This is a genomic window from Streptomyces sp. NBC_00344 (assembly GCF_036088315.1).
Classification (GTDB): domain Bacteria; phylum Actinomycetota; class Actinomycetes; order Streptomycetales; family Streptomycetaceae; genus Streptomyces.
Map to the genome: position 1 here is coordinate 3,363,117 of NZ_CP107996.1, position 23,577 is coordinate 3,386,693.

Annotated in this window: 26 protein-coding genes; 2 read left to right on the top strand and 24 right to left on the bottom strand. The window is 69.1% G+C overall.

Going from position 1 to position 23,577, the window contains the following annotated elements:
- The first annotated feature begins 4 nt into the window (after positions 1–4).
- The gene (locus tag OHS16_RS15095) at positions 5–829 is read left to right on the top strand and encodes a maleylpyruvate isomerase family mycothiol-dependent enzyme (RefSeq protein ID WP_328537724.1); all 825 of its coding nucleotides are present in this window, start codon (positions 5–7) and stop codon (positions 827–829) included.
- Between the two features lie 36 nt (positions 830–865).
- Here the strand turns inward: OHS16_RS15095 and OHS16_RS15100 are convergent, their stop codons facing one another.
- The 24 genes from OHS16_RS15100 to OHS16_RS15215 all read right to left on the bottom strand — a co-directional run bounded on the left by OHS16_RS15100 (position 866) and on the right by OHS16_RS15215 (position 22,036).
- Positions 866–2,155, bottom strand: a complete 1,290-nt coding sequence (locus OHS16_RS15100; RefSeq protein ID WP_328537725.1) for an MFS transporter — start codon at positions 2,153–2,155, stop codon at positions 866–868.
- Positions 2,152–2,805, bottom strand: coding sequence for a GntR family transcriptional regulator (locus tag OHS16_RS15105; RefSeq protein WP_328537726.1), 654 nt, complete (start codon positions 2,803–2,805; stop codon positions 2,152–2,154). The genes OHS16_RS15100 and OHS16_RS15105 overlap by 4 nt, the downstream gene beginning before the upstream one ends.
- Positions 2,806–3,100: 295 nt before the next feature.
- On the bottom strand, positions 3,101–3,589 hold the full coding sequence (locus tag OHS16_RS15110) for an SRPBCC family protein (protein WP_328537727.1): 489 nt from the start codon (positions 3,587–3,589) through the stop codon (positions 3,101–3,103).
- Between the two features lie 27 nt (positions 3,590–3,616).
- On the bottom strand, positions 3,617–4,435 hold the full coding sequence (locus OHS16_RS15115; protein ID WP_328537728.1) for a 4'-phosphopantetheinyl transferase family protein: 819 nt from the start codon (positions 4,433–4,435) through the stop codon (positions 3,617–3,619).
- Between the two features lie 5 nt (positions 4,436–4,440).
- The gene (locus OHS16_RS15120) at positions 4,441–4,686 is read right to left on the bottom strand and encodes a hypothetical protein (RefSeq protein ID WP_328537729.1); all 246 of its coding nucleotides are present in this window, start codon (positions 4,684–4,686) and stop codon (positions 4,441–4,443) included.
- A 123-nt stretch (positions 4,687–4,809) separates the two neighbouring features.
- Positions 4,810–5,055: an acyl-CoA carboxylase epsilon subunit gene (locus tag OHS16_RS15125; protein WP_328537730.1), complete on the bottom strand. Its 246-nt coding sequence runs from the start codon at positions 5,053–5,055 to the stop codon at positions 4,810–4,812.
- A gap of 28 nt (positions 5,056–5,083) precedes the next feature.
- Positions 5,084–6,628: an acyl-CoA carboxylase subunit beta gene (locus OHS16_RS15130; RefSeq protein ID WP_328537731.1), complete on the bottom strand. Its 1,545-nt coding sequence runs from the start codon at positions 6,626–6,628 to the stop codon at positions 5,084–5,086.
- 84 nt (positions 6,629–6,712) lie between these two features.
- Positions 6,713–7,711 (bottom strand): ACP S-malonyltransferase, encoded by a 999-nt coding sequence (locus OHS16_RS15135; RefSeq protein ID WP_328537732.1) that lies wholly within the window; start codon positions 7,709–7,711, stop codon positions 6,713–6,715.
- A gap of 79 nt (positions 7,712–7,790) precedes the next feature.
- Positions 7,791–8,255, bottom strand: a complete 465-nt coding sequence (locus OHS16_RS15140; RefSeq protein WP_328537733.1) for a 3-hydroxyacyl-ACP dehydratase FabZ family protein — start codon at positions 8,253–8,255, stop codon at positions 7,791–7,793.
- A complete protein-coding gene (locus OHS16_RS15145; RefSeq protein WP_328537734.1) occupies positions 8,252–8,599 on the bottom strand; it encodes a 3-hydroxyacyl-ACP dehydratase FabZ family protein in 348 nt (115 codons plus the stop codon). The genes OHS16_RS15140 and OHS16_RS15145 overlap by 4 nt, the downstream gene beginning before the upstream one ends.
- Before the next feature lie 150 nt (positions 8,600–8,749).
- Complete coding sequence (locus tag OHS16_RS15150; protein ID WP_328537735.1) at positions 8,750–9,460, bottom strand: SDR family oxidoreductase; 711 nt, start codon at positions 9,458–9,460, stop codon at positions 8,750–8,752.
- A complete protein-coding gene (locus tag OHS16_RS15155; protein ID WP_328537736.1) occupies positions 9,457–10,122 on the bottom strand; it encodes an HAD-IA family hydrolase in 666 nt (221 codons plus the stop codon). The genes OHS16_RS15150 and OHS16_RS15155 overlap by 4 nt, the downstream gene beginning before the upstream one ends.
- Positions 10,119–11,087 (bottom strand): AfsA-related hotdog domain-containing protein, encoded by a 969-nt coding sequence (locus OHS16_RS15160; RefSeq protein ID WP_328537737.1) that lies wholly within the window; start codon positions 11,085–11,087, stop codon positions 10,119–10,121. The genes OHS16_RS15155 and OHS16_RS15160 overlap by 4 nt, the downstream gene beginning before the upstream one ends.
- The gene (locus OHS16_RS15165; RefSeq protein WP_328537738.1) at positions 11,084–12,181 is read right to left on the bottom strand and encodes a beta-ketoacyl synthase N-terminal-like domain-containing protein; all 1,098 of its coding nucleotides are present in this window, start codon (positions 12,179–12,181) and stop codon (positions 11,084–11,086) included. The genes OHS16_RS15160 and OHS16_RS15165 overlap by 4 nt, the downstream gene beginning before the upstream one ends.
- The gene (locus OHS16_RS15170) at positions 12,178–13,431 is read right to left on the bottom strand and encodes a beta-ketoacyl-[acyl-carrier-protein] synthase family protein (RefSeq protein ID WP_328537739.1); all 1,254 of its coding nucleotides are present in this window, start codon (positions 13,429–13,431) and stop codon (positions 12,178–12,180) included. Before OHS16_RS15170 ends, OHS16_RS15165 begins: the two co-directional genes overlap by 4 nt.
- Complete coding sequence (locus OHS16_RS15175) at positions 13,428–13,706, bottom strand: acyl carrier protein (protein ID WP_328537740.1); 279 nt, start codon at positions 13,704–13,706, stop codon at positions 13,428–13,430. Before OHS16_RS15175 ends, OHS16_RS15170 begins: the two co-directional genes overlap by 4 nt.
- 79 nt (positions 13,707–13,785) lie before the next feature.
- Positions 13,786–14,823, bottom strand: coding sequence for a hypothetical protein (locus tag OHS16_RS15180; RefSeq protein WP_328537741.1), 1,038 nt, complete (start codon positions 14,821–14,823; stop codon positions 13,786–13,788).
- A gap of 63 nt (positions 14,824–14,886) precedes the next feature.
- Complete coding sequence (locus tag OHS16_RS15185; RefSeq protein ID WP_328537742.1) at positions 14,887–16,314, bottom strand: MFS transporter; 1,428 nt, start codon at positions 16,312–16,314, stop codon at positions 14,887–14,889.
- Between the two features lie 84 nt (positions 16,315–16,398).
- Positions 16,399–16,875 carry an acyl-CoA thioesterase gene (locus tag OHS16_RS15190; protein WP_328537743.1) on the bottom strand — a complete coding sequence of 159 codons (477 nt, stop codon included), beginning with the start codon at positions 16,873–16,875 and terminating at the stop codon, positions 16,399–16,401.
- A 34-nt stretch (positions 16,876–16,909) separates the two neighbouring features.
- Positions 16,910–18,115, bottom strand: coding sequence for a serine hydrolase domain-containing protein (locus OHS16_RS15195; RefSeq protein ID WP_328537744.1), 1,206 nt, complete (start codon positions 18,113–18,115; stop codon positions 16,910–16,912).
- Positions 18,116–18,548: 433 nt separating this feature from the next.
- Entirely contained in the window at positions 18,549–18,941 is a 393-nt protein-coding gene (locus OHS16_RS15200) for a PPOX class F420-dependent oxidoreductase (RefSeq protein WP_328537745.1), read from the bottom strand.
- Positions 18,942–18,987: 46 nt separating this feature from the next.
- Positions 18,988–20,433, bottom strand: coding sequence for an FAD-dependent monooxygenase (locus OHS16_RS15205; RefSeq protein ID WP_328537746.1), 1,446 nt, complete (start codon positions 20,431–20,433; stop codon positions 18,988–18,990).
- Positions 20,434–20,564: 131 nt separating this feature from the next.
- Positions 20,565–21,260, bottom strand: coding sequence for a response regulator transcription factor (locus OHS16_RS15210; protein ID WP_328537747.1), 696 nt, complete (start codon positions 21,258–21,260; stop codon positions 20,565–20,567).
- A 182-nt stretch (positions 21,261–21,442) separates the two neighbouring features.
- A complete protein-coding gene (locus OHS16_RS15215; protein WP_328537748.1) occupies positions 21,443–22,036 on the bottom strand; it encodes a TetR/AcrR family transcriptional regulator in 594 nt (197 codons plus the stop codon).
- Positions 22,037–22,345: 309 nt separating this feature from the next.
- Between OHS16_RS15215 and OHS16_RS15220 the strand changes: the two genes are divergently transcribed.
- Positions 22,346–23,527, top strand: coding sequence for an IS701 family transposase (locus tag OHS16_RS15220; protein ID WP_328537749.1), 1,182 nt, complete (start codon positions 22,346–22,348; stop codon positions 23,525–23,527).
- Positions 23,528–23,577 lie beyond the last annotated feature (50 nt).

A 23,577-nucleotide genomic window follows, 5' to 3' on the forward strand; every position in this document is an offset into this window, starting at 1 on the left:
TCCCGTGACTGTCCATCCAAGCCTTCAGACCTATGCCGACGCCTGGACCCACTCCGTAGAAGCCATATCCGAGTTGGTGAAGCCGCTCGTCGAGGGCGAATGGAACCGTGCGACCCCCTGCCCCAACTGGTCGGTGCGCGACATCATTTCTCACATCATCGGCATGGAGAGCGAGCAGCTGGGCGACCCCAGGCCCATCCACACGCTGCCACGGGACCTCTTCCATGTGAAGACCGAGTACCAGCGGTACATGGAGATGCAGGTCGACGTACGGCGCCACCACACCGCGCCGGAGATGACCGCGGACCTGGAGTACACGATCATCCGGCGCTCACGGCAGCTGCGCAACGAGACGCGTGACCCCGAGACCATGGTGCGCGCGCCGCTCGGCGCCGAGCAGACCCTGGAACTGGCGCTCCGGATGCGGGCCTTCGACGTATGGGTGCACGAGCAGGATCTGCGCACCACACTCGGCAAGCCGGGCAACCTGGATTCGCCGGGTGCCCACGTGGCACGCGACATCCTGCTGCACGGTCTGCCGAAGGTGGTCGCCAAGGACGCGGGCGCTCCGGCCAGTTCGGCGGTGGTCGTCGACGTCACCGGGGCTGTCGAGTTCATGCGGACGGTCCGGGTGGACGCGGACGGACACGGCACGGTCGACGGCGCGCCGTCGCTGGGGCCCGCGGTGACGATCACGATGGACTGGGAGACGTACTTCCGGCTGGCCTGCGGCCGGGTCAGGCTCGCCTCGGTGGCGGACCAGATCAAGTCCGACGGCGACCAGGAGCTGGCCGCTGCGATCCTCCGGTCGTTCGCCGTGACCCCGTAGGTTCGCCCGCGGCGACTCGGCAGGCTCCGTTCGCCGTCAGGCGGGGACGTGCACCGCCTCCACCCGGCTGGTCACCAGCCGCTCCGACTCCCGGCGTGCGGTGCGGCGGCGCAGCCGGAGGATCTGGGCGACGCCCAGCGCCTGCAGCACGAAGACGGACGAGAAGGCGATGCGGTAGTTGTCGCCGGTGGCGTCCAGCAGGATGCCGACCGCCAGCAGCGTCGTCATAGAGGCGGTGAAGCCGCCCATGTTGACGATGCCGGATGCGGTGCCCTGCCGCTCCGGCGGGTTGGCGGGGCGGGCGAAGTCGAACCCGATCATCGAGGCGGGACCGCAGGCTCCGAGCACGGCGCACAGGGTCAGCAGCAGCCACATCGGGGCGTGGCCCGGGCAGCCGATGGTGCAGGCCCAGAGCAGGGCGGTGGCCCCCACCGTGGAGAGCGCGATGGGCGCCCTGGCCCCCTGGTGCCTTGCGATGATCTGCCCGTACACCAGGCCGACCACCATGTTGGAAACCACGATCAGGGTGAGCAGTTCGCCCGCCGTCGCGCGGCTGAGACCCTCGGCCTCGACCAGGAACGGCATCCCCCACAGCAGCAGGAAGAACATCGCGGGGAACTGCGTGGTGAAGTGCACCCACATCCCGAGCCGGGTGCCGGGCTCGCGCCAGGACGCGGCGATCTGCCGGCGCACGTAGGCGGCGCCGGCGTGCCGGGCCGGCGGCGGCTCGTGGCCCTCCGGGTGGTCCTTCAGGAAGAGCAGCATCACCACCAGGACCAGGACGCCGGCCAGCGAGCTGCCGGCGAAGGTGGTGGTCCAGCCGAGGCCGTGCAGTGTGCGGGAGATGACCACGGTGGAGACCAGGTTGCCCGCCATTCCGACCAGTCCGGCAAGCTGGGCGATCATCGGTCCGCGCCGCACCGGGAACCAGCGGGTGCCGAGACGCAGCACACTGATGAAGGTCATGGCGTCCCCGCAGCCGAGCAGGGCACGCGACGCGAGTGCCGTGCCGTACGTCGGGGACAGGGCGAAGCCGAGCTGTCCGGCGGTGAACAGCACCACGCCGATGGTCAGCACCCTCTTGGTGCCGAGGCGGTCGACGAGCAGTCCGACGGGTATCTGCATCCCGGCGTAGACCAGCAGCTGGAGTATCGAGAAGGTGGACAGTGCCGACGCGTTGACATGGAAGCGGTCGACGGCGTCCAGGCCCGCCACCCCCAGGCTGGTGCGGAAGACGATCGCCACGAAGTAGACGGCGACACCGATCCCCCACACCGTGACGGCCCGCCGGCCGCCGGGCGGATCACCGGGCAGGACCGCGCTCATCGGACCTCTCCGCGGGCCAGGTTCCGCACCCGGGAGACATGCCGGCGGACGACGGTGACGGCGGCTTCCGGATTCCCGTCCCGCAGCGCGTCAAGGATCTCGCGGTGCTCGGCGAGGGTCGTGGCGGTGCGGTCGGGGTGGGCCTGCAGCACGGCAACGCCCATCCGCAGCTGGCGGTCGCGCAACTGGTCGTAGAGGCGGGAGAGGATGTCGTTCCCGGCGTTGCGGACGATCTCGGCGTGGAAGCAGCGGTCGGTCACAGCGGCCCCCGCGAGATCACCGGACTCCACCTGCACCTGCTGCCGGGCGAGCAGCTCGCCGAGACGTCCGATGAGCTGGGGGCTCGCGGGGACGGCCTTGCGGGCGGCGAACTCCTCGACGAGCAGCCTGGTCTCGACCACGTCGTGGATCTCCTGCGCGGAGACGGCGAGGACCAGGGCGCCCTTCTTCGGATACAGCTTGATGAGCCCCTCGACCTCCAGCTTGAGCAGCGCCTCCCGCACCGGGGTGCGCGAGACGCCCACGGCGTCGGCGAGCTCGCCCTCGGTGAGGAGCGTGCCGCCCTCGTAGTGCCGTTCGAGCACGGCCTGCTTGACGTGTGCGTAGACACGTTCGGCCGCGGGGGGCTGTTTCACTGGGGCGACGGGCATGCACACAGCATAGATACAACAGGGATGCGTCGGGAGAGGCGTCCGCATGGCGGGACGCGAGTGGAGAAACCACGCCAGGGCCCGGGAGCAGGCCGAGAGCCGGCTCCGCAAAGGGATGCTGGAGTACTGCGTCCCATGGTGATCCGCTCCAGCCACTGGACGGCGGGACCGTTGGAACGCACAGATCCTGACCGTGGGCAGGCGCCGGGCCGGACCCGACGTGGCATCCGCAGCCGTACGGACAGAGCGCGGCCCCCGGACACACACCGCGTACCGGAACCTTTTTCAGCAGGCTCTATGCCTCCGCGTCCGCCTTGACGCCGGCCAGCGTCGTCTCGATGCCGGTACGCAGCAGTGCGAGGCGGCCGTCGACGATCTGTTCCTCTCTGTCGGGGTGCTGCGCGATGAACTCCTGCAGCGGCCCCTGGGAGGTGCCGAGTCGCATGCCGTGCTGCAGGCGGGTGCCGGTTCCGTCCGGGAGCGGCTGCAGTGAGTACGTCCATACGGCCAGCGGGGCGCCGTGGCGACGGTCGTTGTAGTGGACGACCTCCCACTGGAAGGTGCGATGCTCCTCGAGCTGCGCGATCCGGCTGACGGTGCGCCACTCTCCCAGCCCGCCGTTGCGGTTGCGGCCCGCGAAGCACGCGCCGACAACCGGGCCGTCGGCTCCGTCGAGCCACTCCACTTCCTGCAGTTCAGGGCTGTGCCGGGCGGAGGTGGCGATGTCCGAGACCAGGTCCCACACGCGCTCCGGCGCCACGGCGATCTCGATCTCACACTCCACGTGGGGACCATCGGCAAGACGCATCGCTCAACCTTTCATAACAGGGCTGCTCAGCAGCGTAGTTGGGGTGGGGGCGGGTGTGCTGGTGGGTCCGGATGCGGTGTGTCCGGTGCGTACGCCGGTGGCCGGGACCGCTCCCACCGTGGTCGCGGTCAGGATGACTTCCCGGGTGATGCGCCACCGTCCGGTCACCGTCGCGAACGGCCCCGGCCGCAGCACGGCGGCCGTGAAGGTGCCGGCATGGACGCCGCTGTCCATCCACAGCTCCACCTCGGTCTCCAGGAAGTCCAGCGGGCAGCGGGCCAGCGGATACCACGCCTTGAAGACCGACTCCTTCGCGGAGAACAGCAGGCGCCCCCAGGGCACCTGCGGCCACCGGCAGGCGAGAGTCTCCAGATGGTCGGCCTCGCGGGCGGTTGCCACCATCGCCATGGCCACTTCCGGCAGCTGCGCACAGGGCTCGGCGTCGATGCCCACCGAGGCGACACCCTCCGCACGCCGGGCGACGGCCGCCGCCCGGTAGTCCGTGCAGTGCGTCATCGCCCCGACGATCCCAGCCGGCCACCCCGGTTCTCCTCGCGGGCCCGGCAGCAGCGGCACGGGGGGCATGTCCAGGGACAGCAGGGCGCTTCTGGCACACACCCGTACGCCTGCGAACTCCCGCCGGCGTTTGTCCCCGGCTGTCTCCATGATCTGGACCTCCGCCGGAAACAAGGCACTGCGCCAGTCCCCCTCCCACCGGCCGAACGACTCCCTGACCACCACCTGCGGGGGAAGCAGGGACGCCATCAGCCCCCGGTTCCTGAGCTCGGGACCCCGGCCGGTCTCCTGCTGGATGATGCTCACCGCTGTCATCCCCCGGCAGGGCTGACAGCGGTGACGGCGCCGACCGCCGTGTCAGCGGTGCGGCCGGCGCACACGACGTCCGGTACCGGCGCCTCGGCGGCCAGCGTCAACCACCACGCCGCCGCCTCCACACCGCCCGGCAGCGCGTGGCCGAGCAGTCGTTTCAGCATCCCGGCAGCCGCCGCGGGATCAGTCGATGCGGGAACAGTCGATGCGGGATCAGTCGATGCCTCGGTGAATATGCGGCTCATCGCTCCCCTCCTCCTCTCCCGCCAGCAGCGCGCGCGGCGGCCAGGGCCTGTCCGGGGGCGCCTGCACCCCCTTCGGTATCGGTTCGGAGCCGTGCTTTCCGTACATGTCCCTCTCCCTTACGGTCAGCCTCTTGTCTGCGGGGTCCTGCGCCAGCTGCCGGCAACGCGGTAGCGGGCGTGGCGATCGGGGCGGTCCCACCGGGTGATGTCCCGGCCGGGAGGCCGGCCATCGACGACGCCGGATTCCTGGGCGCCGGCCCGGGTGAGCAGCACCAGGGTCAGCGCGGCGAGTTCGTCGTCGGGGAGGCCGCCGCCTCGTTCGATGCGGATCAGCGGGGACGCGGCGGCAGGGTCGATGACGGTGGTCACGGGGTCGGCTCCTTCTGCTCGGGCGGGTTCACTGGGGCGGGTTGCCGTGCTTGCGCTCCGGCAGATCGGCGTGCTTGGTGCGCAGCATGTCCAGGGAGCGGATAAGCACCTGGCGGGTCGCTGCGGGGTCGATGACGTCGTCGATCAGACCGCGTTCGGCCGCGTAGTAGGGGTGCATCAGTTCGGCCTTGTACTCCTTGACCATCCGTGCCCGCATGGCATCGGGATCGTCGGACGCGGCGATCTGGCGACGGAAGATGACGTTGGCCGCGCCCTCGGCGCCCATCACCGCGATCTCGTTCGTGGGCCAGGCATACGACAGGTCGGCGCCCACGGAGCGGGAGTCCATGACGATGTACGCGCCGCCGTAGGCCTTCCGCAGGATCAGCTGGATGCGGGGGACGGTGGCGTTGCAGTACGCGTACAGCAACTTGGCGCCGTGCCGGATGATGCCGCCGTGCTCCTGGTCGACGCCGGGCAGGAAGCCGGGGACGTCGAGCAGGGTCACCAGCGGGATGTTGAAGGCGTCGCACATCTGGACGAAGCGGGCGGCCTTCTCGGAGGCCGCGATGTCCAGGACCCCGGCGAGGGACTGCGGCTGGTTGGCGACGATGCCCACGACTTGGCCGCCCATACGGGCCAGGGCGACGATGACATTGGTGGCCCAGCGCTCGTGGACCTCCAGGAACTCGCCGTCGTCGACGAGCGACTTGATCACCGCGCGCATGTCGTAAGGGCGGTTGCCGTCGGCGGGGACGAGATCGAGGAGTTCCTCGCAGCGCCGGTCGGCCGGGTCGTCGGTCGCCTCGGCCGGGGGCGTCTCGCGGTTGTTCTGCGGGAGGAGGGAGAGCAGGTAGCGGACTTCCTCCAGGCAGGTCTGCTCGTCCTCGAAGGAGAAGTGGGAGACCCCGGAGACCTCGGCGTGGACGTCGGCTCCGCCCAGGCCGTTCTGGCTGATCTCCTCTCCGGTCACCGCACGCACCACGTCCGGTCCCGTGATGAACATCTGGGACGTCTCGCGGACCATGAAGACGAAGTCGGTGAGGGCGGGAGAGTACGCGGCGCCGCCTGCGCAGGGGCCGAGCATGACCGAGATCTGCGGGATGACGCCGGAGGCCTTGGTGTTCCGGGTGAAGATGCCGCCGTACCCGGCGAGGGCGGTGACACCCTCCTGGATCCGGGCGCCCGCGCCGTCGTTCAGCGAGACCAGCGGGGCGCCGGCCGCGATGGCCATGTCCATGATCTTGTGGATCTTCGCGGCGTGCGCCTCGCCCAGGGCGCCGCCGAAGATCCGGAAGTCGTGCGCGTAGACGAAGACGGTGCGGCCCTCGACCGTTCCCCAGCCCGTGACGACACCGTCGGTGTACGGCTTCTTCGCCTCGAGGCCGAAGCCCTGCGCACGGTGCCGGCGCAGCGGCTCGATCTCCTGGAACGTGCCCGGGTCGAGCAGCTGGTCGATGCGCTCGCGCACGGTCAGCTTGCCCCGGTCGCGCTGCCGCTGGGTGGCGGCCGCGTCCGGCCCTTCGGCGATCTCGCGTTTGAGGACCGCCAGTTCCTCGACACTGTTACGCATCCAGTCCTCCCCGGATCGTGTTGGGCGTGGGTGCCGCGCTCCCGGACGGCTGTGACCGGCCGGGGCTCGCGGGGGCGGCCGCCGTCATCGGACGACCGCCGGCTGACTCTTCGGTGCGGGCCGGCTCTTCGGTGCGGGCTCGCGGGCGGACTCCACCGCGGCGATGACGCGGTCGATGTCCTGCGGGGTGCTGATCGCGACGGCGCGGGCATCCGGCTGGGCACGCTGCAGCAGCCGGGTGAGCGGCCCCGCCGGTGCCAGCTCGATGTGCAGGGCGCCCGGGGCCAGGCGGGCGGTGGTCTCCACGCACTGGTCCCACCGGACCGGCGAGGTGATCTGAGTGATCAGCCGGCGCCGCAGGTCGGCCGGGCCGCCCACGAGCGCGCCTTCCTCGTTGCCCACCATCGCGGACCTCGGCTCCTCGATGGGGGCCTGCCCGGCGGCGTGGGCGAACGCTTCCACCGCCGGCGCCATGGCCTCGGTGTGGAAGGCACCCGCGACGGACAACGGGGCGACCCGCGTTCCGGGCGGTGGCGTGGCGGCGAGGGCCTCGATGCGCTCCGCAGGACCCGCCGCGACGAACTGGTGGCTTCCATTCCGGTTGGCCACGGTCAACCCGGCTGCGGTGATCCCCGCTGTGATGTCCTCGTCGGACGCACCGTCGCGCCTGGTCGGCATCACCGCCGCCATGCCGGTGTCCGCCACCGCGCACGCCGCGGACATCGCCGACCCCCGCACCCGGGCGAGGCTGACCGCCGCTTGCGGGCTGAGGTAGCCGGCGCCGGCCGCGGCGGCCAGCTCCCCGACCGAGTGCCCGGCGAACAGCAGGTCGCCTGCGGCCAGCGGGAGCCTGCTGCGCAGCAGGCGGTGGGCGAGTACGGACACGGCGACGATCAGCGGCTGCGCGAAGGCGGTGTCCGCCAGCAGTGCCTGGTCACGGCCGGCTTCGACCAGGTCGAAGCCGGCAGCCTGCGACCAGTCGGCCACCAGTTCCGGTGCGCCGGGGACGCCTTCCAGCCATGGATCGAGCATCCCGGGCCGCTGGACTCCCTGCCCCGGGGCGGTCACGACATAGTGGTACACGAGCTGTTCCTCCTTCTTGGACATGCGGCCTCGGACATGCGGCCTCGGACATGCGGCCTCGGCATGCGGGCCTGGACGTTCAGCCCTGGTGGCCGGTGAGCGAGCCGGCGGGGCGCAGCAGCGTGATGGCGCGTTCGACTTCCAGGACGACACGGCCGTCCCCGGCCCGCGCCACGCCGGTGAACGTGGCAGTCTCGTCGTCCCTGTCGACCAACTCGACCGAGTGCAACAGCAGTTCGCCGGCGGACACGGCGCCCCTCACCCGTACCCCGCGCGCCGATCCGAAGATCAGCAACTGTTGATCGTCGCCCGCGGACTCGTGCACGATGAGCAGTCCGCACGCCTGCAGAAAGGACTCCAGCATGAGCGTGGCGGGCAGCCGGCCCGGCCGGGAGTCCCCCAGGTGGCTGTCCAGCTCGTGATTGCTCACGGCCTTCACCGCCTCCAGCGTGCCCGGGGTGTGCCGGATGATCCTGTCGACCTGCAGCGCGGGGTAGCCGTAGGGCAACAGGTCACGAGGGTCGGCATAGGACGTCGTGGTCATGGCCGGCACCTCCACGTCGCGGTGATGCGGGCGCAGCGCTGCCCGCCGATGCTGCAGGTCGTCTTGGTGAGAAGGCGGGTGCGGTCGCCGCTGACCGCCGTCTCGAAGAGCAGCTCGTCGTCGGCGAGCGCGGGCCGGCTGAACCGGACCGAGCTGATCTCCACCAGTTCGATGCCGCCGAGGGCTCCGTCGGTGTGCAGTTCGAGCATCTGCTGCAGACTCTCGATCAGGAACACCCCGGGGTACACCGTCAGGGAGGGGAAGTGCCCGGCCAGATAGGGGTCGTCGGTGACGACCTTCTTGCGGCCGATGAAGCCCCCGTCGACGGATTCCACGCTGTCCACGGCCACCAGGGGCAGCCGGCGGGCGCGGTCGCGAAGGGTGACCGCCGCCCTGCCCGTCGAAGAGTCCGGCGCCTCAGCGGCATCAGCCTCTCGGTGAGGCGCGGGATCTCGGTGAGGCGCGGCGTCTCGATAGTGCGTGTGAGCCATGGCTCACACGCCCATGCCGACGCCGCCACCGATGGGAATCGACGAACCCGTGATGAATCCGGCCTCGTCGGAGACCAGGAAGGCGACCAGTGCGGCCACTTCCTCCGGCCGGCCGGTGCGGCGCAGCGCGGTCTGGGTGAGGATCTCGTCGCGCCTGCGCTTGGAGAGGTCGGCGATCATGTCTGTCTCGATGAGGCCGGGCAGCACCACATTGGAGGTGATGCCGGCGCGCCCGAGCTCCCACGACAGCGAGCGGGCCACTCCGATCAGACCGCTCTTGGAGGCCGCGTAGTTGACCTGGCCGGGCGAACCCCAGAGGGCCACGATCGAGGAGACGAACACCAGGCGTCCCCACTTGTTCGCCATCATGTCCGACACGGTCTCGCGGACCACGTTGATGGAGCCGCTGAGGTTGGTGTCGAGCACGTCCTGGATGCCGTTGTGGGTCTGCGTGAGCAGTGGCCCGTCATTCATGATTCCGGCGCAGTTGACGACGATGTCGATCTCGCCGACGATGTCCCGCGCCTGGTCGACGGCCGTGCTCACCGACTCCGGGTCGCGGACGTCGCACTGGACGAAGGAGACTCCATCGACGTCCGGCTTCGTGGTGCGGGCGGTGCCCACCACGCGATAGCCCCGGTTGGTCAACTCGCTTGCGATCGCCGCGCCGATACCCCGGCTGGCTCCGGTGACGAACACCGATCGACCTGTCATCGCTCTTCTCCTTGGTGTGGTGCGCCTGCGCGCACGATCGAATCGATCTGCTGGATTGCGGCGCGCGTGGAATCGCCCCCGCCGACCACTGCGAACCAGCCGGCGCGCCGTGCGCCGGCGATGTTGTCGTCCAGGTCGTCGACGAGGACGTTGGACTCAGGGGGCAGGCCGGAGCGTGACTCGGCCAGGCGGAACATCTCGACGTCGGGTTTGCGGGTGCCGAGGTCGCAGGAGAGCAGGACCTCGTCGAACATCTCCGCCCAGGACGAGAAGGACGCGAAGTGGTCCTTCCAGTCCGCGGGGAGGTTGGAGATCAGCCCCACGAAGGCGCCCTCCTCCCGCCAGCTCTGCAGGGCCGCGAGCCACTCGGCGTCGATCCTGCGATCGCCCCACCACTCGGAGCCGAGCCGGGACAGGTCGGCATCGACCCCGAACCGGGCAGACAGCTCCTGCTCGATCTCCGCCGCCCACTGCCGCTCGTCGAGCACCCCGGAATCCAGGACGGCCATGCCGTCGGGGCAGCCGTACCGGTCGGCGATCGCGCGCAGACACTGTCCGAGCTGCCCGGGTGTGAACTCCTTGCCCTCGCAGTAGGCACGCAGCCCCTCCCGCAGCGGCGGGGTCAGCACACCTCGGAAGTCGGTCCAGATCGCGTGCCTCATGGTGCGTCCCCGCCGTGCGGGCCGGCCGGCGCGAGCTGGAAGGACATCCGGGTCACGGCGACACCGTCCTGCACGCATTCCATGTCGGTCCACCGCTCGCCGTGGCGCGCCACGATCCTGGTCTCCCGGTCGAGTTCGGCGAAGTGGCCGAAGGTCGCTCGCACCCCTGTCACCACCTGATCCGTGACCCGCTGTGCACTGGCCAGCGCCAGCTGCCGGCCGGCCTCGATGAGCACCATCGCCGGGTAGTGGTCGTAGTCGTGGTCGAAGAGGCCCGGATTCGCGAAGTCGGGGGCCAGCGCCGCGGTGACGCCACTCGCCTCCGTCCGCAGGTCGGCGAGCACCACGTTGGTGGCCTGGGTTCTGGCCACGTCCCCCGCCGGGATCAGGTCCGCCCGCCGGGCGGGCCCGGAGCGCAGTCCGGAGCGCAGTCCCGCGGTCGTCGGCGCGGTCGAGCCCTCGCGCTGGTAGGCCCGCAGCTCCTCGTAGCTGCCCTTGGGTACGCCCTGCACCGCCATCGACGTACGCAGCACCATCCGGCCCGAGGTGTCCGTGCCGCGCTGGGTGTACCTGACCTGCTTCGGTGTGCCGTCCCTGCGGAGCCTGAGCTCGTCGAAGGCCGTCTCGATCGTCAACTCGCCTTCGCCGCTCGCCAGGGCCGCCGGATCGGTGATCGCCACATCGATCGAGTTGAAGAAGAACGCGATGTCGCTCGAGAGGCCCTCGAACTCGTGCGCCGCGCTCAGCGCGGCCTGCCGGCCGGCTTCGATGAGCAGCAGTACGTCCAGCCGCCGTGTCCCGACGTGGTCGAGGTAGTACGGGCTGATGCCGGTGGTGACGGTCGTACTGCCGTACTCGCCCTCTGCCGCGCGCCAGGGCGGCGACACGAGGATCTCCGCCTCGTTGGCGCGGTGGACCAGGTCCCGCCGTACCCGTGTGTTCGTCATGGTCACGGCCGTGGTCATGCGTGCCCCCCGATGGTGAGGAGTGCCGCGGCCACGGCTCCCGAGTCGTCGATGCCGGTGATCAGTACTCCGGTGCCGGGCCGCCCCAGCGCCACCGCGGCGGCGATCTGCATGGCGCCCAGGGCGCCGCCGCACTCGCCGACCGCCGTGCGCACGTCCACGCGTTCGCCGTCGATCTGCTCCAGGGCTGCCGCTTCGCTCTGCTCCTGCACCGTTCCGACGGCACCGGGCAGGACCAGCCGTACGTCGACTCCCGCGGCCGCACCGGCCTCCTGCGCTCGGGTGACCGCGCGGCGCAGCGCGGCGGTGTACCCGGCCTGGGTGCGGTCCGGCGCGAACATCACCTCGCAGGCCGTCACGGTGGCCAGCGCCTGCGGTGCGTCCGGTCCCGAGGGCTCCAGTGCGACCATGGCCGCGCCCTCGCCGATGACGACGGACTCGTCCACGTCCTTCTTCAGCCGGGTCCCCCACGCTGTGTGGGGCGACAGTTCCTCGACGCCGCCGACGAGCATCCGCTGCGCGTGACCGCAGCGGATGAGCCGTGCGGCGTAGCGCAGCGCGGACAGTGCGCTGACGCTGCCGTTGGCCAGGGTGGAGTTCGGCCCGCGGAACTGGTGCCAGATCGCGATCTGGCTGGCGCAGCAGTTCATCGTGGTGTTGGGGAAGGCCGCCGGGTTGACCAGGTCGATCCCCCTGCCCCGGATGATGTCGATGTCCAGGTCCACGCTGCTGCGGAGGCTGCCGACGACGGTCCCCATCGCGATCCCGGTCGACTCCCAGGACGCGTCGGTGATGGCAGCCCGCTCGCTCAGGTCGCGCTTGAGCAGCGTGCTGGCCGCCAGCCCGAGTGCGGTGGTCCTGTCGAGGTTCTTCGTACCCTTCCTGGGAACGAAGTCGGTGATCTTGAAGTCGGGCACGCCGGCCACCCGGCCGGGGAGACCCTCGTAGTACTCGGCGTCGGCGGCGGGTGGTTCAATGCCCGCCCCGGTGCCGATGCCGGGGTCGAGCAGCCGGGCGCGCAGGGCGTCCAGGCCGATGCCGGCCGCGGACAGCACCGACACATCAGAGATCTGCAGTTGCTGGGTCGAGGTCACGGTCGGTTCCCCCCTGCGCCGACCGGCTCGCGGTCGAAATACGCTCCGAAAATGGTGATGGCGTTGTTGCCGCCGAACGCGAAGCCGTGGTTCTGGGCGACGCGGATCTCGGTGGCCGGTGTGCCCGAGCCGACGAAGTCGATGTCGTCGCCGAATGCCGGGTCGACGGTGCGCAAGTTGATGGTCGGCGGCAGGAAGGACTCCTCGATCGCCTTGCAGCAGGCGATCGCGCCGAACCCGCTGGCCGCGCCCATCGTGTGCCCGAGCATCGACTTGATGGAGCTCATCGGCGGGTGTGCGTCGCCGAACACCAGCCGGGTGGCGGTGACTTCCGTGATGTCGTTGGTCGGGGTGCCCGTGCCGTGGGCGCAGACATAGTCCACGTCAGCGGCGTCGATGCCACTGTTCGCGTGGGCCTTGCGGATGCACGCGGCGATGCTCTCCGCGTCCGGGTGCACGATGTGGTGGGCATCGCAGCTGAGCCCGTAGCCGAGCAGCTCCGCGTAGATGTGCGCGCCGCGCCGCTGGGCGTGTTCGAGCTCTTCCAGGACCAGTACCGCGCCGCCTTCGGCGGTGACGATGCCGCTGCGGTCCCGGTCGAACGGCCGGGCAACGTCGTCGGCCACCGCGCCGAGGCTGAGGAACCCCGCGTGGGTGAAACGGTTGACGCTGTCGGCGCCGCCCGCCACCATCACGTCGGACTCACCGGCGATGATCTTGTCGGCGGCGCTGCCGATGGCGTAGTTGGCGGCGGAGCAGGCGGTCGGGATGACCACCGTCTCCCCGTGCAGGCCCAGTTCCACCGACACGGCCGCGGCGATGTTGCCTGCAGGGACCTTGCGGACCAGGTCGGCCGAGATCGTACGGGGACCGCCGTCGAGCCATTGGTGCGTCAGCGTGTCGACCGAGGGGGCCTCGCCGTTGGTGGTACCGATGATCGCACCCGTCGTCGCACGGGTGTCGTCGTCGAACTCGATTCCGGCGTCCTGCACCGCCAGGCGGGCCGCGGCCGCTGCGAAGTGGGCCGTGCGCCCCCAGTCGTCGACGTCGATGACGCGAACGATCGACGCGGGGTCGAAGTCCTGTACCTCGCCCGCCAGATGGGCGGGAAAGTCCCCGCTGTCGAAGGACTGGATCTCCGATATGCCGCTCTTGCCGGCCTTGATGCCCGAGATGAAGTCGTCGACTCCGGTCCCGATACTGCTCACGCTTCCTAGGCCGGTCACGACGACCCGGCGGGCGGGCGTCACTGGTCGCCGCCCTTGGCGTCACGTATGCGGATGATCTGCTGCACCAGCAGGTCGACGGTGCGCAGGTCGACGGCCAGCTCGCGGGGCACTCGGATCGAGATTTCCTTGTTCACCCGCGCCAGCACCTGGATCAGCCCGAGGGAGTCGGCACCGTAGATGTCGATCAGGTCGGCGTGCACGTCGACCTCGGCCGGCTCGATGTCGAGTTCGAGCTCGTCGACGATGATGTCGAGTGTGGTGTCGCGGACGACCGTGTCGGAGATTTCGGTCAGCATGTTTCTACCCGTTTCGTAAAGTGAATTGGCGAGATCGGTGAGAAAAGGAGTGGAGCCGTTTCGGAGAGGTGACCGTTTTTCAGGACACCGACTCCAGTACGAGGCACGACCACGTATAGCCACCACCGGCATTCACGACGATGCAGATGTCGCCGGGTTCCAGCGCCGGGTCGTGGTACATGTCCTCGATGTTCGCGCCCACATCGGCGACGCCGAGATGGGCCGTCCGGTCTCCCCACCACTTCAGCTTTCCGTTGCCGAAGAAGGGGGACAGTTGCGCGCGGTACACGGTTTCGAAGATCTTGCCGCTCAACCGTGGTACCGATACGGCGCGGATGCGGTCCTCACTGCCGTCGAGGCCGGCTTCTTCGAGGGCCTGGGTGACGCATCCGATCAGCGACGCGCTGGACCTCTCGATGAATCCGCCCATGCCGTATTCCGTGAGATACGCCTTCTTGGCCGCCTTGAGATCTACTGTGCCGCCTTCTCGCAGAGCGGGGCCGGGAGTCGGTTCGAACCCGGCCCTGTTCATCTCTTCGAGCTCCGGGGCGGCCTTACTGGCGATCGACAGGATGCGGAAGGAATTCCGCTCGGCCGGCTCACGGGAGACGAGCAGGGCGGTTCCGGCATCGCCGTGCACGCAGCCGTAGTTCAGATTCCAGCGGTCCACCTGCGGAAGCCGCATCGCGTCGGCCGTCGTGACCGCGGACACCTTGATCGACGCGTCGGCACGCATCGACCTGGTGATGAGCTCAAGTGCCGCCATGGGCGCGTTGCAGCCCTGGGACAGATTCATCGGGACGGCACTCAGCGCGTCGTTCTGGTGCGCCACGTAATGTGCCGCGCTCCAGATGTCGAAGCCCTGGTGCCACCAGCCGCAGTGCACGAGGAAGCCGATGTCGGCGGGGTCGGTGCCGCCGGACTTCAGTGCCGAACGCAGTGCGTCGACGGCCATGAACGCGGCCGGAGCCTCCTCTTCGAAGACCGGCACGCTCGGGTTCCCGAGGGTCTCGTCGTAGTCGCTGATGAGCCCTTCCGACAGAGCCTCGTCCACCGGAACCCGCCGGGCCGGGTAGGACACTGCATTGCCGTTGAGGAACAGATCTCCTATGAACATGTCTGCCTTCCCTGCTTTCCGGGATACGGAGGACGGGCTTGCGATGGCCGTGCGTGGATGAGTTCAGTCGCTGGTCTTCTGGCTCAGGGCCGCACCGCCGAGGAGGCAGATCAGTGCGCCCACCACCAGATAGACAGCGGTGACGATCACGAATCCCAGATTCATGCCGCTGCCGGCGCTGACGGAGATGAATACCGCCCCCAGCACCGCGGTGCCTGCGGCGATCGCGGTCTGCTGCGTGGTGGACAGAATCCCGCTGCCCGCTCCGGCCTGGTCCGGGGGGAGCGAGGAGAGAATCGCGCGGAAGACCGGGGGAATGAAGAGGCCGTTTCCGGCGCCGATCAGGAACATCGGCACGATCAGCTCGTAGAACCGCACGTCCGGCCACCACAGCCTGACGCCTGCGATCAGCAGGATCAGTCCGACCATCTGGACACCTGTGCCGACCTGCACGGTCCGCACTCCGATCCGGCCCATCAGCTTCGGCGCCCGCATCGAGCCCAGGAACGCTCCCACCGCCAGCGGTGCCATGGAGAGGCCCGATTCCACCGCGCTCATGCCGTTGCCGTTCTGCAGCGCCAGCGGGGCGGCGAAGGAGAATCCACTGAAGACCAGGAATCCGCTGCCGAGAATCAGCAGACCGCGGTTGACCGGACGGATACGGACCAGCGAGGGCGGAATCAGCGGGGTGCGTCCGCGCCCCTCCATCCCGCGCTCGTAGCGCCACAGCACCACACCGGCGACGACGGAGAGCAGGATCAGCGCCCAGCACCACAGTGGCCAGCCCTCCCGCCGCCCGAGGCTGAGCGGGATCAGCAGCGAAAGGATGCCGCCGCCCAGCAGCACGGTGCCGACGATGTCCATCGTCTGGCCGCCGGCAGCCTTGGTGTTGGGTACCTGCGCCTGCGTCCCGATCATGGCCAGAATCCCGAGCGGGACGTTGACCAGGAAGATCGGCCGCCAGTCGAGTCCGGCGATGTCCGCCCAGACGAGTACGCCACCGATCAGCTGACCGGCCGCGGCCGAGAGCCCGCCGATGGCTCCGTACAGTCCGACGGCGCGGGTCTTGGCGCCTTCGGCCAGCGATGTCTGGATGGTGGAGAGTCCCTGCGGTAGCAGGATCGCCGCCGCCACGCCCTGCACCACACGGGCTCCGATGAGGAATCCGATGCTGGGAGCCAGCCCGCAGGCCAGGGAAGCGATGGTGAAGGACACGATGCCGATCTGCAGCATGCGCCGACGGCCGTAACGGTCGCCGAGCTTGCCGCCCAGGACCAGGAAGATCGCATACGCGATGACGTAGCCGCTGACAATGAACTGCGACACCGAGGTACCGGTGTGGAGGGTCTTCTGGATCGACGGCAGCGCCACATTGACGATGGACGCGTCAATCATGGTCAGTGCGGCCGCGATCAGCACCGTGGCCAGCCCGAGCGGGCCCATCGTGGATTGGATTTCGCGCGGTGGAGACTTTACGTCCACAGTCGCCATGGACTATTCCTCAATCTTTTTTCTCGTCGGATGGAGCCGGAATTCGCGAACCGAATGGCGCGGGCGGGTCACCGAAGGGCGGGGCTAGAGGCGTTCCCTGGAGGCATCGCCGAGGTGCTTTCGCAGCGAGGGGCCGATGGCGTAGCACTCCTGCTTCTCCAGGTCGAACATCACCATCCTGCTCACCGCTTTGACGCTCACCTTCTTCTCGCTGTCGAGAACTCGGAAGTTGAACTCGAAGCTGGAACGCCTGACATTCGACGTCCACACCTCGACATCAACCGGTTCGAGCGAGTACTGAAGAGGTCTCAGGTAACCGATCTCGTGGGACGCGACCACTGCCGTTTCCCCGTCGAATGCGCCACTCGGCATCAGCCATCTCATGCGGGCCTCCTCGATGATCCGCACGATTTCGCAGTTGTTGACGTGCCCGTACGAATCGACGTCACCCCACCTGAGTGAGACTGCGACGGATGACGGGCCTTCATGGCGCTCGGCACGTCCGGGATCCTGTCTCGGGATCTCCAGGGCTTCGAGCGTCACAGGGGAGTGGATACTCATCGATCAACCTCGTCTCAGCGCGGCTGTTCCGCGCTCAGCAATAGGCCTGGTACACGAATTGCCGAAGGCGGTTCGTGATCGGAAGGGTGCGCGACGGGTAGAGCTGCGGAGAAATGAGCGCGGCAACGCCCGACGCGGGGTCGACGAAGAAGTTGGAACTGCTCATCGAGAGCCAGAAGTACTCGCCCTCGCGGGTCAGCATGTGGCTCTCCTGCGGCGACACCACGGTCATGAAGCCCAGCCCGAAGCCGGCGGCCGGCATCAGCTCGTTGACGGCGGGAACGGGCCAGGTGCCGAAACCGGCGCCGAGCGGGACGTTCCCCGGCAGGTGGTTGCTGCGGACCGACTCGACGGTCAGGGGCGACAGGACGTAGTCGGACGTGCCCCGGATCCTGCCGTTGTTCGCCAGCATGCCGAGGAACTCCATGTAGTCCGCGACGGTGGTGTAGATACCGCCGCCGCCGGACATGAAGACCGGATCGTCGGTGTTGTAGACGCTCGCCGGCGCGTTGTGCTCGATGCCGTCGGCGGTCGGGCTGTAGATCTCCGCGTAACGGTCCTTCTTACTGGCGTCCACCCGGAAGTCGGTGTCGTGCAGGCCCAGCGGCTCGAACAGCGACTCCTTCATGTAGACATCGAGGCGCTTGCCGGAGATCACCTCGATGACCCGGCCGAGTACATCGGTGCTCACGCCGTAGTTCCAGGCGGTGCCCGGCTGGAAGCGCAGCGGGAAGGACGCCCACTTCTCGACGGCTTCGGCGAGGTCGGCGCCGGGAGGCGCCTCCACGGTGTAACCCTCGTTCACATAGAGCGTGTCCACCGCGTGCGACTGGTGCGCGCCGTAGCCGAGGCCCGAGGTGTGGGTCAGCAGGTGCCAGATCCGCATGGGCTCCACGAGCCCCTCGGTGATGGGGGCCGCGGGCAGGCCGGCACGGTAGACGCGGAGGTTCTCGAAGGCGGGCAGATAGTCCGCCACCGGGTCGTTCAGCCCGACCAGGCCCTTCTCGACGAGGGTCATGAAGGCGACCGACGTCATCGGCTTGCTCAGCGACCACGTGCGGAAGATGCTGTCCGCCTGCATCGGGATACCTGCGGCGATGTTCGCCATGCCGCCTGCGGACTCGTACGTGGTCTCTCCGTACTGGGAAACCATGCAGGACCATCCGGGGATCCTTCCTTCGTCCGTCAAACGGCCGAAGTAGTCCCCCAGACCCGACAGACGATCCGTCCTGAGCTCCATACTGATTTTTTCCTTCCGCTGTGTGCCCTGGAGACCAGTGAATCCGGGCGAATTTCAGGCCTTGCCGCAATCCAGGGAATCCCGCGACCGGTGATACTGCGATACCGCCGGGAATGCGTGCGTCTTGAGTGTTCCGACTGCGGGGCCACTACCGATCAAGCAGAGATGGCTGGAGAGAGGTCGCTGCACTGCGACTCGGGCCGATGAACTCAGCCAATCTCTCGACCACACCTGAAGGTTATGGCGTTCCCAGCAGGTTTTCGGTCTCATGGGCCGGAACTGCACCCTAGGATGCAGCGACTGTTTTCTGCGTTCAGTGGATTGCACTGCTTACTCGGTAAATCCATGCGCTATCCGGCTGCGGCGCGGTTTTGCGCACCTCGATTACCGGGCGAACCGCAGTTTCCGGCATCGTCCGGTGGTACGGGGCGGGTCACTGGTAGGTCGTGTGGTGCGGCTTGACGCCGAACATGACGCGGCTGGGGTCCTCCTCGTCCACGGGGGCGTCCAGGTGCAGCCCGTAACGGTCGGCGAGCCGGAAGAAGCCGGCCGCCGAGGGGTCGGACTCCACCCGGTCCACGACACCGCGCACTTCGAGGTACCTGTAGGGCTGGTCCGGGTCGTTGACGGACACGGAGACCTGCGGGTTCTTGGTCACGTTGCGGTACTTGAACCGGTCGGTGGAGGTGGTGAACCACAGCAGCTCGCCGTCCCACTCGTACCAGACCGGGTTCACGTGCGGTGTGCCGTCGGGCCTGATGGTGGCCAGGTGCCCGAACAGGGGGCGGTCCAGCAGGTCGATATGGCTGTCGGGAATGAGTGACATGGGTGCTCCTGTGGTGATGGTCGGTACGGGTGTCGGGCGGAGGCAGTCAGCGCGCCGGGCCGAACCAAGCGGTCAGCGCGCCGGGCAGGTCCACATCGGTAGGGGACGCCCAGGCCACATGACCGTCGGGGCGTACGAGCACCGCGTCCACCCCGTCCAGGCGCTGGTCCGATGGGTGCGCCGACACGATGTCAACCCTGTCGGCCCAGCCCTCCGCGACGCCGCGCAGCGCGGTGTCATCGGACAGATCGATCAGCAAGCCCCGTGCGGAGTGCATTAGTTGATACAGCGTCAGATCACCGTCGGACGTCTTGATGTCCACGTCCGGCACGCGCGCTCCGGTCAGCGGGTGCGCGCCGGCGATGGGGTAGCGGACGTCCAGCGAGCTGACCATGCCGGTGAGGTAGCGATTCACCGTGGCGTCGGGGATCAGCTCGGCGACCAGCTCGCGCAGGGCGTCCACCGCATGGCCGGGGCGGCTCAGGGCGACCTGCGCATGCGTGTTGTCCAGCACGCGCTTGCCGACCGGATGACGCTCGGCGTGGTAGCTGTCCAGCAACTCGGCCGACCCTTGCCCACGCACCGCCGCGGCCAGTTTCCAGCCGAGGTTGACCGCGTCCTGCATGCCGAGGTTCAGCCCCTGCCCACCGGACGGGTTGTGGATGTGCGCGGCGTCGCCGGCCAGGAACGCCCGGCCCACCCGGTAGCGCGCCGCCTGCCGGGCGGCGTCGCCGAACCGGGAGACCCGGCCCGACTCGACCATGCCGTGGTCGTTTCCGGCGATCCGCCGGAAGGTGGTCGTGAACTCGTCGAAGGTCACCGGCACGTCCCGGTCGAGCACCTTGTCGAACTCGATGGTCATCGCCCGGTACAGACCCGGCTCGAACTCGAGCACGCCGGCCTGCCCGCCGGGGTACCTGCCCAGCAGCTGCGGCCGGGACGGCGGGTCGGCCAGCGTCACGTCGGCGATCATCGCGGTGAGCGTGGCCGGTGTGCCGGGGAAGTCCACGCCGAGCAGCCGGCGCACCGTACTCCGGCTTCCGTCGCAGCCCACCACGTACTTCGCCCGCAGCGGCGGGCCGCCCGACACCTCGACATCCACCCCGTCGGCGTCCTGCGCGAGGCCGGTGACCTCGGTGCCGTACCGGATCTCCACCCCCAGCTCGACGGCACGCTCGCTGAGCAACCGCTCGGATTCCGCCTGCGGAATGAGCACCATGTACGGGTGGCGGGTGTCGAACGCGGCCAGTTCCAGGGGCCGCAGCCCGGCGAAGTGCGTGGTGGGTGCCCGCTTGCGGCCGGCCAGGAACCGGTCGGCGATCCCGCGCTGGTCCAGCACCTCCAGGGTCCGCGCGTGCATGCCGAGCGCCTTCGAGTACGGCGCCCGCTCGGTCATCTTGTCCAGCACCAGCGCGTCCGCCCCGGCCAGTCGCAGCTCACACGCCAGCAACAGTCCGACCGGGCCGCCGCCCACCACCACTACGTCCGCCATGGCACACCCCCAACTAAGTTTTGAGACAAGGTCATTGAGCTTCTGGAGCCGACCTCGCAGGAGATCGGCCGAGGCCGGCCGTTCGCCTCCCGCCACGCGGTGGCGGCCGCCCCTGTCCGGATCAACCCGGTTCAGACCCGCCCGAACGCCTTGTTGACGGCGTCGATGCGGGAGCCCGCCTGCAACTTCCCGTAGATGTTGTTCAGGTGGCGCTTCACGGTTGCCGTCTCGATCCCGAGTTCGCGGGCTATCTGACCGTTGGTCAGCGCCCTTGCGACTCTTTCGAGAACCTCACGCTCCCGCCCGGACAAGTCCGTACTGACCGCCGTCCGAACAGGCGCCGCACTCCCACCGGCCTTGTTGCTCATGGGCATGCGGGAGGCCCGGTTGACCGCGTCGGCGTAGCCGCGGACCCCGGCGTAGAGACGGTTTCCGGTACTGGAGCGGAAGACGGTGCTGATCTCCAGCAGCGCGGAGGTCCGCCGGGCCGACGCCTCGTACTGCACCGCGGTACGGAGGATGGGCTGCATCGCGTTCCACAGGATTTCCACCGCGCGGACCGACTCCGCCACCGCGATTCCCTGCAGAGCGTGGTCGGCACCCACGAGACGCGAGCACCTCCGGGCTTCCACCGGATCCGACGGCTGCTCTCCCGCCAGCGCCGTGATGCAGTCCTCCACGATCGCCCGCGCCTGGTCGCGGCACGTCGGCCACGCCTCCTTGCGCATGGCCAGCGGACTGTGGACTGCGCGCAGCGCGGCCTGGTACGAGCGGATGACGTCGGGAATCGCGGTGCGCAGAAACTGCGCCGCGGCCGGATAGTGCATAGGTCCCCCCCCTGGAGCTCTGACGGTCTCCGGCGTGCAGGGTGCAGCACCAGGCTGAAGTGCTACGGGTCCTGCGCCTGCGGAAGACAATACAGAATGTTCGCTTTGTTTTCTAGGGCAGAGAGAGCCTGTTGCGAAGTGCCCGGGGGGCTACCCGTCACCTCGGCGATCCAACGGGAAGCTCAGCGGGCAGGCACGGCGCCCTGCTGGAACAGCTGCCAGATCTGCTCCAGCTGGGCTCCCGCGTCGGGAAGCGCGGACTCCGTTCCGTCGGCGCAGGCGCGAATGTGCGCCTCAGCGCCTGCCATCAGATAGGCGACGAGAGCCTCCAGGGTGCGGGGCCGTGTGGCCGGTTGAAGCTCTCCGTCCCTGCCGGCCCGCTCCAGCAGTTCCCGCACCACGGGCAGCCAGGCCGAACCCCAGTCGGCAGCCTCTCCGGGACGCTCCCGCGAGAGCCTCGCGGCCGAGCGCACCGTGACGTCCCGGTCCAGCAACCCGGCAAGCCCGACCGTCAGTTCCATCACCGAGCGCAGCGCCGGGCCCTGGGCCGCGACCACCTGGGCGACCAGCCCACAGGTGGCGGCGCGCCCCTGCGCCTGCACCTCGTCGGCCACCTGGCTCTTGGTGGAGAAGTGGAAGGTCAGAGCCCCCATGGACACCTCGGCGGTCCTGCAGATCCGAACGAGCGAGGTTCCCTCGTAGCCGTTGCGGTCGAGTTCTTCAGCAGCGGCCCGGACGAGCACTCTGCGCGTACGTGCCGCTCTCTCCTGTTTCACCGTTGCCCTCCTCGGAATAAGCGCCGGCGGCCGGAGGGTGACAGCAACCGCCCTGGCGGCAGCGCGGCGTCGGGTCGGCGCAGTCAGCCACGCAGCCCGGTCGACCCTCCGACCGGCCCGGTCAGTGAGACCGCAAGCGTGAACCGGTGACCGGACGCGCCACAACGCCGACTTGCCGAAGATGCACCGACTCCACCCCTGATGGCCTGAAGTCTGCAGTCGGAGCCACGGGGGATATAAATAAAGCGATCGTTCTGTATTATTCAAGGGTGAGTGCGCCACCGGGGGCGAGCCCAGGAGGGAACCACCATGTCCGCACACGGAACACTTCAGGCATCTCGGAGCCCCGAACAGATCTCCTCGTTCGCCGATGACCTCTTCAGGCACCTGCCGCGGGCCGACCAGCGCCGGTGGGCGCTCACCTATCTGCAGGGCCTGCTCAGCGCACCGGGCAGGAAATCGGTACGCCGCCTCGCCCTGCCAGAATCCGCCGCCCAGTCACTCCAGCAGTTCATCAACGCCAGCCCCTGGGAGTGGGACCCGGTCCTGGCCGAGCTGGCCCGCTGGACCGAGCAGCGGGCAAAGGTGAAGGCCTGGACGGTGGGCCTGTCGGTACAGCCCAAGCGGGGGCAGCACTCCGTGGGCGTACACCGCCGCTTCCTCCCGGAGAGCGGACGCACCGTCAACTGCCAGGCAGGAGTGGGGCTCTTCCTCGCCACCGAACGGTCGGCCGTCCCCGTCGACTGGCGTCTGCACCTGCCCGAGCAGTGGTCCGGCGACCTCCACCTGCGCCGGCGCGCCCGCATTCCCGACTCCGTCGGCCACCGCCCGCTGGGGTCCCACATCCTTGAGATGGCCGACGCCCTGGCCGCACGCACCTCCAGCGCGGTTCCGCCTCTCGTGGCGGACGCGCGCGACTACCCGCAACTCTCCACGCTCATCCATGAGCTGGGCAGGCGGCAGCAGGAGTTCGTCTTCGAGGTGCCCGACTCGCTTCCCCTGCTGCCCTGCGCCCAGGACGGCCGTCAACACCGCACGGAGCCACTCGCGGTGAGCGCCCGGCACTTCCGCGGCCTCGACCGGAGTCTCGCTGTGCACACCACCGTGAACGCATCCGGGGCTCTCCCGCGCCTGGTCGACATGCGCTCAGGGCTGGTCCGGCTCGCGGGTCCTTCCCCGAGCGGCAGGTCGGCCCGGCCCGCCCTGCGCCTGTTCACCGGGGCGACGGAAGCGGGACGCCCCGCACGGCTGTGGATCAGCAACGCGCTGCGCCGCCGCCCCGACGAACTGCTCGGTCTCACCGCACTGCCCGCCCTCGCCGACGAGACCCTGCGAAGCCTGCGGGACATCGGCCTGCTCAACTTCGAGGGCCGTTCGTTTCCGGGCTGGCACCATCACATGACGCTGGTCTCCGCCGCCTGCGCCTACAGCCGGCTCGCCCACGAGGAGCAGCGCATCACGGAGGCCATGGCCGGCACGCGGTCCGCCTGAGTCCGCGTGCGGTGACCGGACCGGATGTCCCGGACCGGGATGCGGGATGC

Bases quoted from the DNA above. Each gene is read 5' to 3' on its own strand.
- OHS16_RS15105 (WP_328537726.1), bottom strand. From the start codon at position 2,805: ATGCCCGTCGCCCCAGTGAAACAGCCCCCCGCGGCCGAACGTGTCTAC.
- OHS16_RS15180 (WP_328537741.1), bottom strand. From the start codon at position 14,823: ATGTTCATAGGAGATCTGTTCCTCAACGGCAATGCAGTGTCCTACCCG.
- OHS16_RS15185 (WP_328537742.1), bottom strand. From the start codon at position 16,314: ATGGCGACTGTGGACGTAAAGTCTCCACCGCGCGAAATCCAATCCACG.
- OHS16_RS15150 (WP_328537735.1), bottom strand. From the start codon at position 9,460: ATGACAGGTCGATCGGTGTTCGTCACCGGAGCCAGCCGGGGTATCGGC.
- OHS16_RS15195 (WP_328537744.1), bottom strand. From the start codon at position 18,115: ATGGAGCTCAGGACGGATCGTCTGTCGGGTCTGGGGGACTACTTCGGC.
- OHS16_RS15190 (WP_328537743.1), bottom strand. From the start codon at position 16,875: ATGAGTATCCACTCCCCTGTGACGCTCGAAGCCCTGGAGATCCCGAGA.
- OHS16_RS15220 (WP_328537749.1), top strand. From the start codon at position 22,346: ATGTCCGCACACGGAACACTTCAGGCATCTCGGAGCCCCGAACAGATC.
- OHS16_RS15120 (WP_328537729.1), bottom strand. From the start codon at position 4,686: ATGAGCCGCATATTCACCGAGGCATCGACTGATCCCGCATCGACTGTT.
- OHS16_RS15175 (WP_328537740.1), bottom strand. From the start codon at position 13,706: ATGCTGACCGAAATCTCCGACACGGTCGTCCGCGACACCACACTCGAC.
- OHS16_RS15210 (WP_328537747.1), bottom strand. From the start codon at position 21,260: ATGCACTATCCGGCCGCGGCGCAGTTTCTGCGCACCGCGATTCCCGAC.
- OHS16_RS15160 (WP_328537737.1), bottom strand. From the start codon at position 11,087: ATGACCACGGCCGTGACCATGACGAACACACGGGTACGGCGGGACCTG.
- OHS16_RS15100 (WP_328537725.1), bottom strand. From the start codon at position 2,155: ATGAGCGCGGTCCTGCCCGGTGATCCGCCCGGCGGCCGGCGGGCCGTC.
- OHS16_RS15140 (WP_328537733.1), bottom strand. From the start codon at position 8,255: ATGACCACGACGTCCTATGCCGACCCTCGTGACCTGTTGCCCTACGGC.
- OHS16_RS15200 (WP_328537745.1), bottom strand. From the start codon at position 18,941: ATGTCACTCATTCCCGACAGCCATATCGACCTGCTGGACCGCCCCCTG.
- OHS16_RS15205 (WP_328537746.1), bottom strand. From the start codon at position 20,433: ATGGCGGACGTAGTGGTGGTGGGCGGCGGCCCGGTCGGACTGTTGCTG.
- OHS16_RS15155 (WP_328537736.1), bottom strand. From the start codon at position 10,122: ATGAGGCACGCGATCTGGACCGACTTCCGAGGTGTGCTGACCCCGCCG.
- OHS16_RS15130 (WP_328537731.1), bottom strand. From the start codon at position 6,628: ATGCGTAACAGTGTCGAGGAACTGGCGGTCCTCAAACGCGAGATCGCC.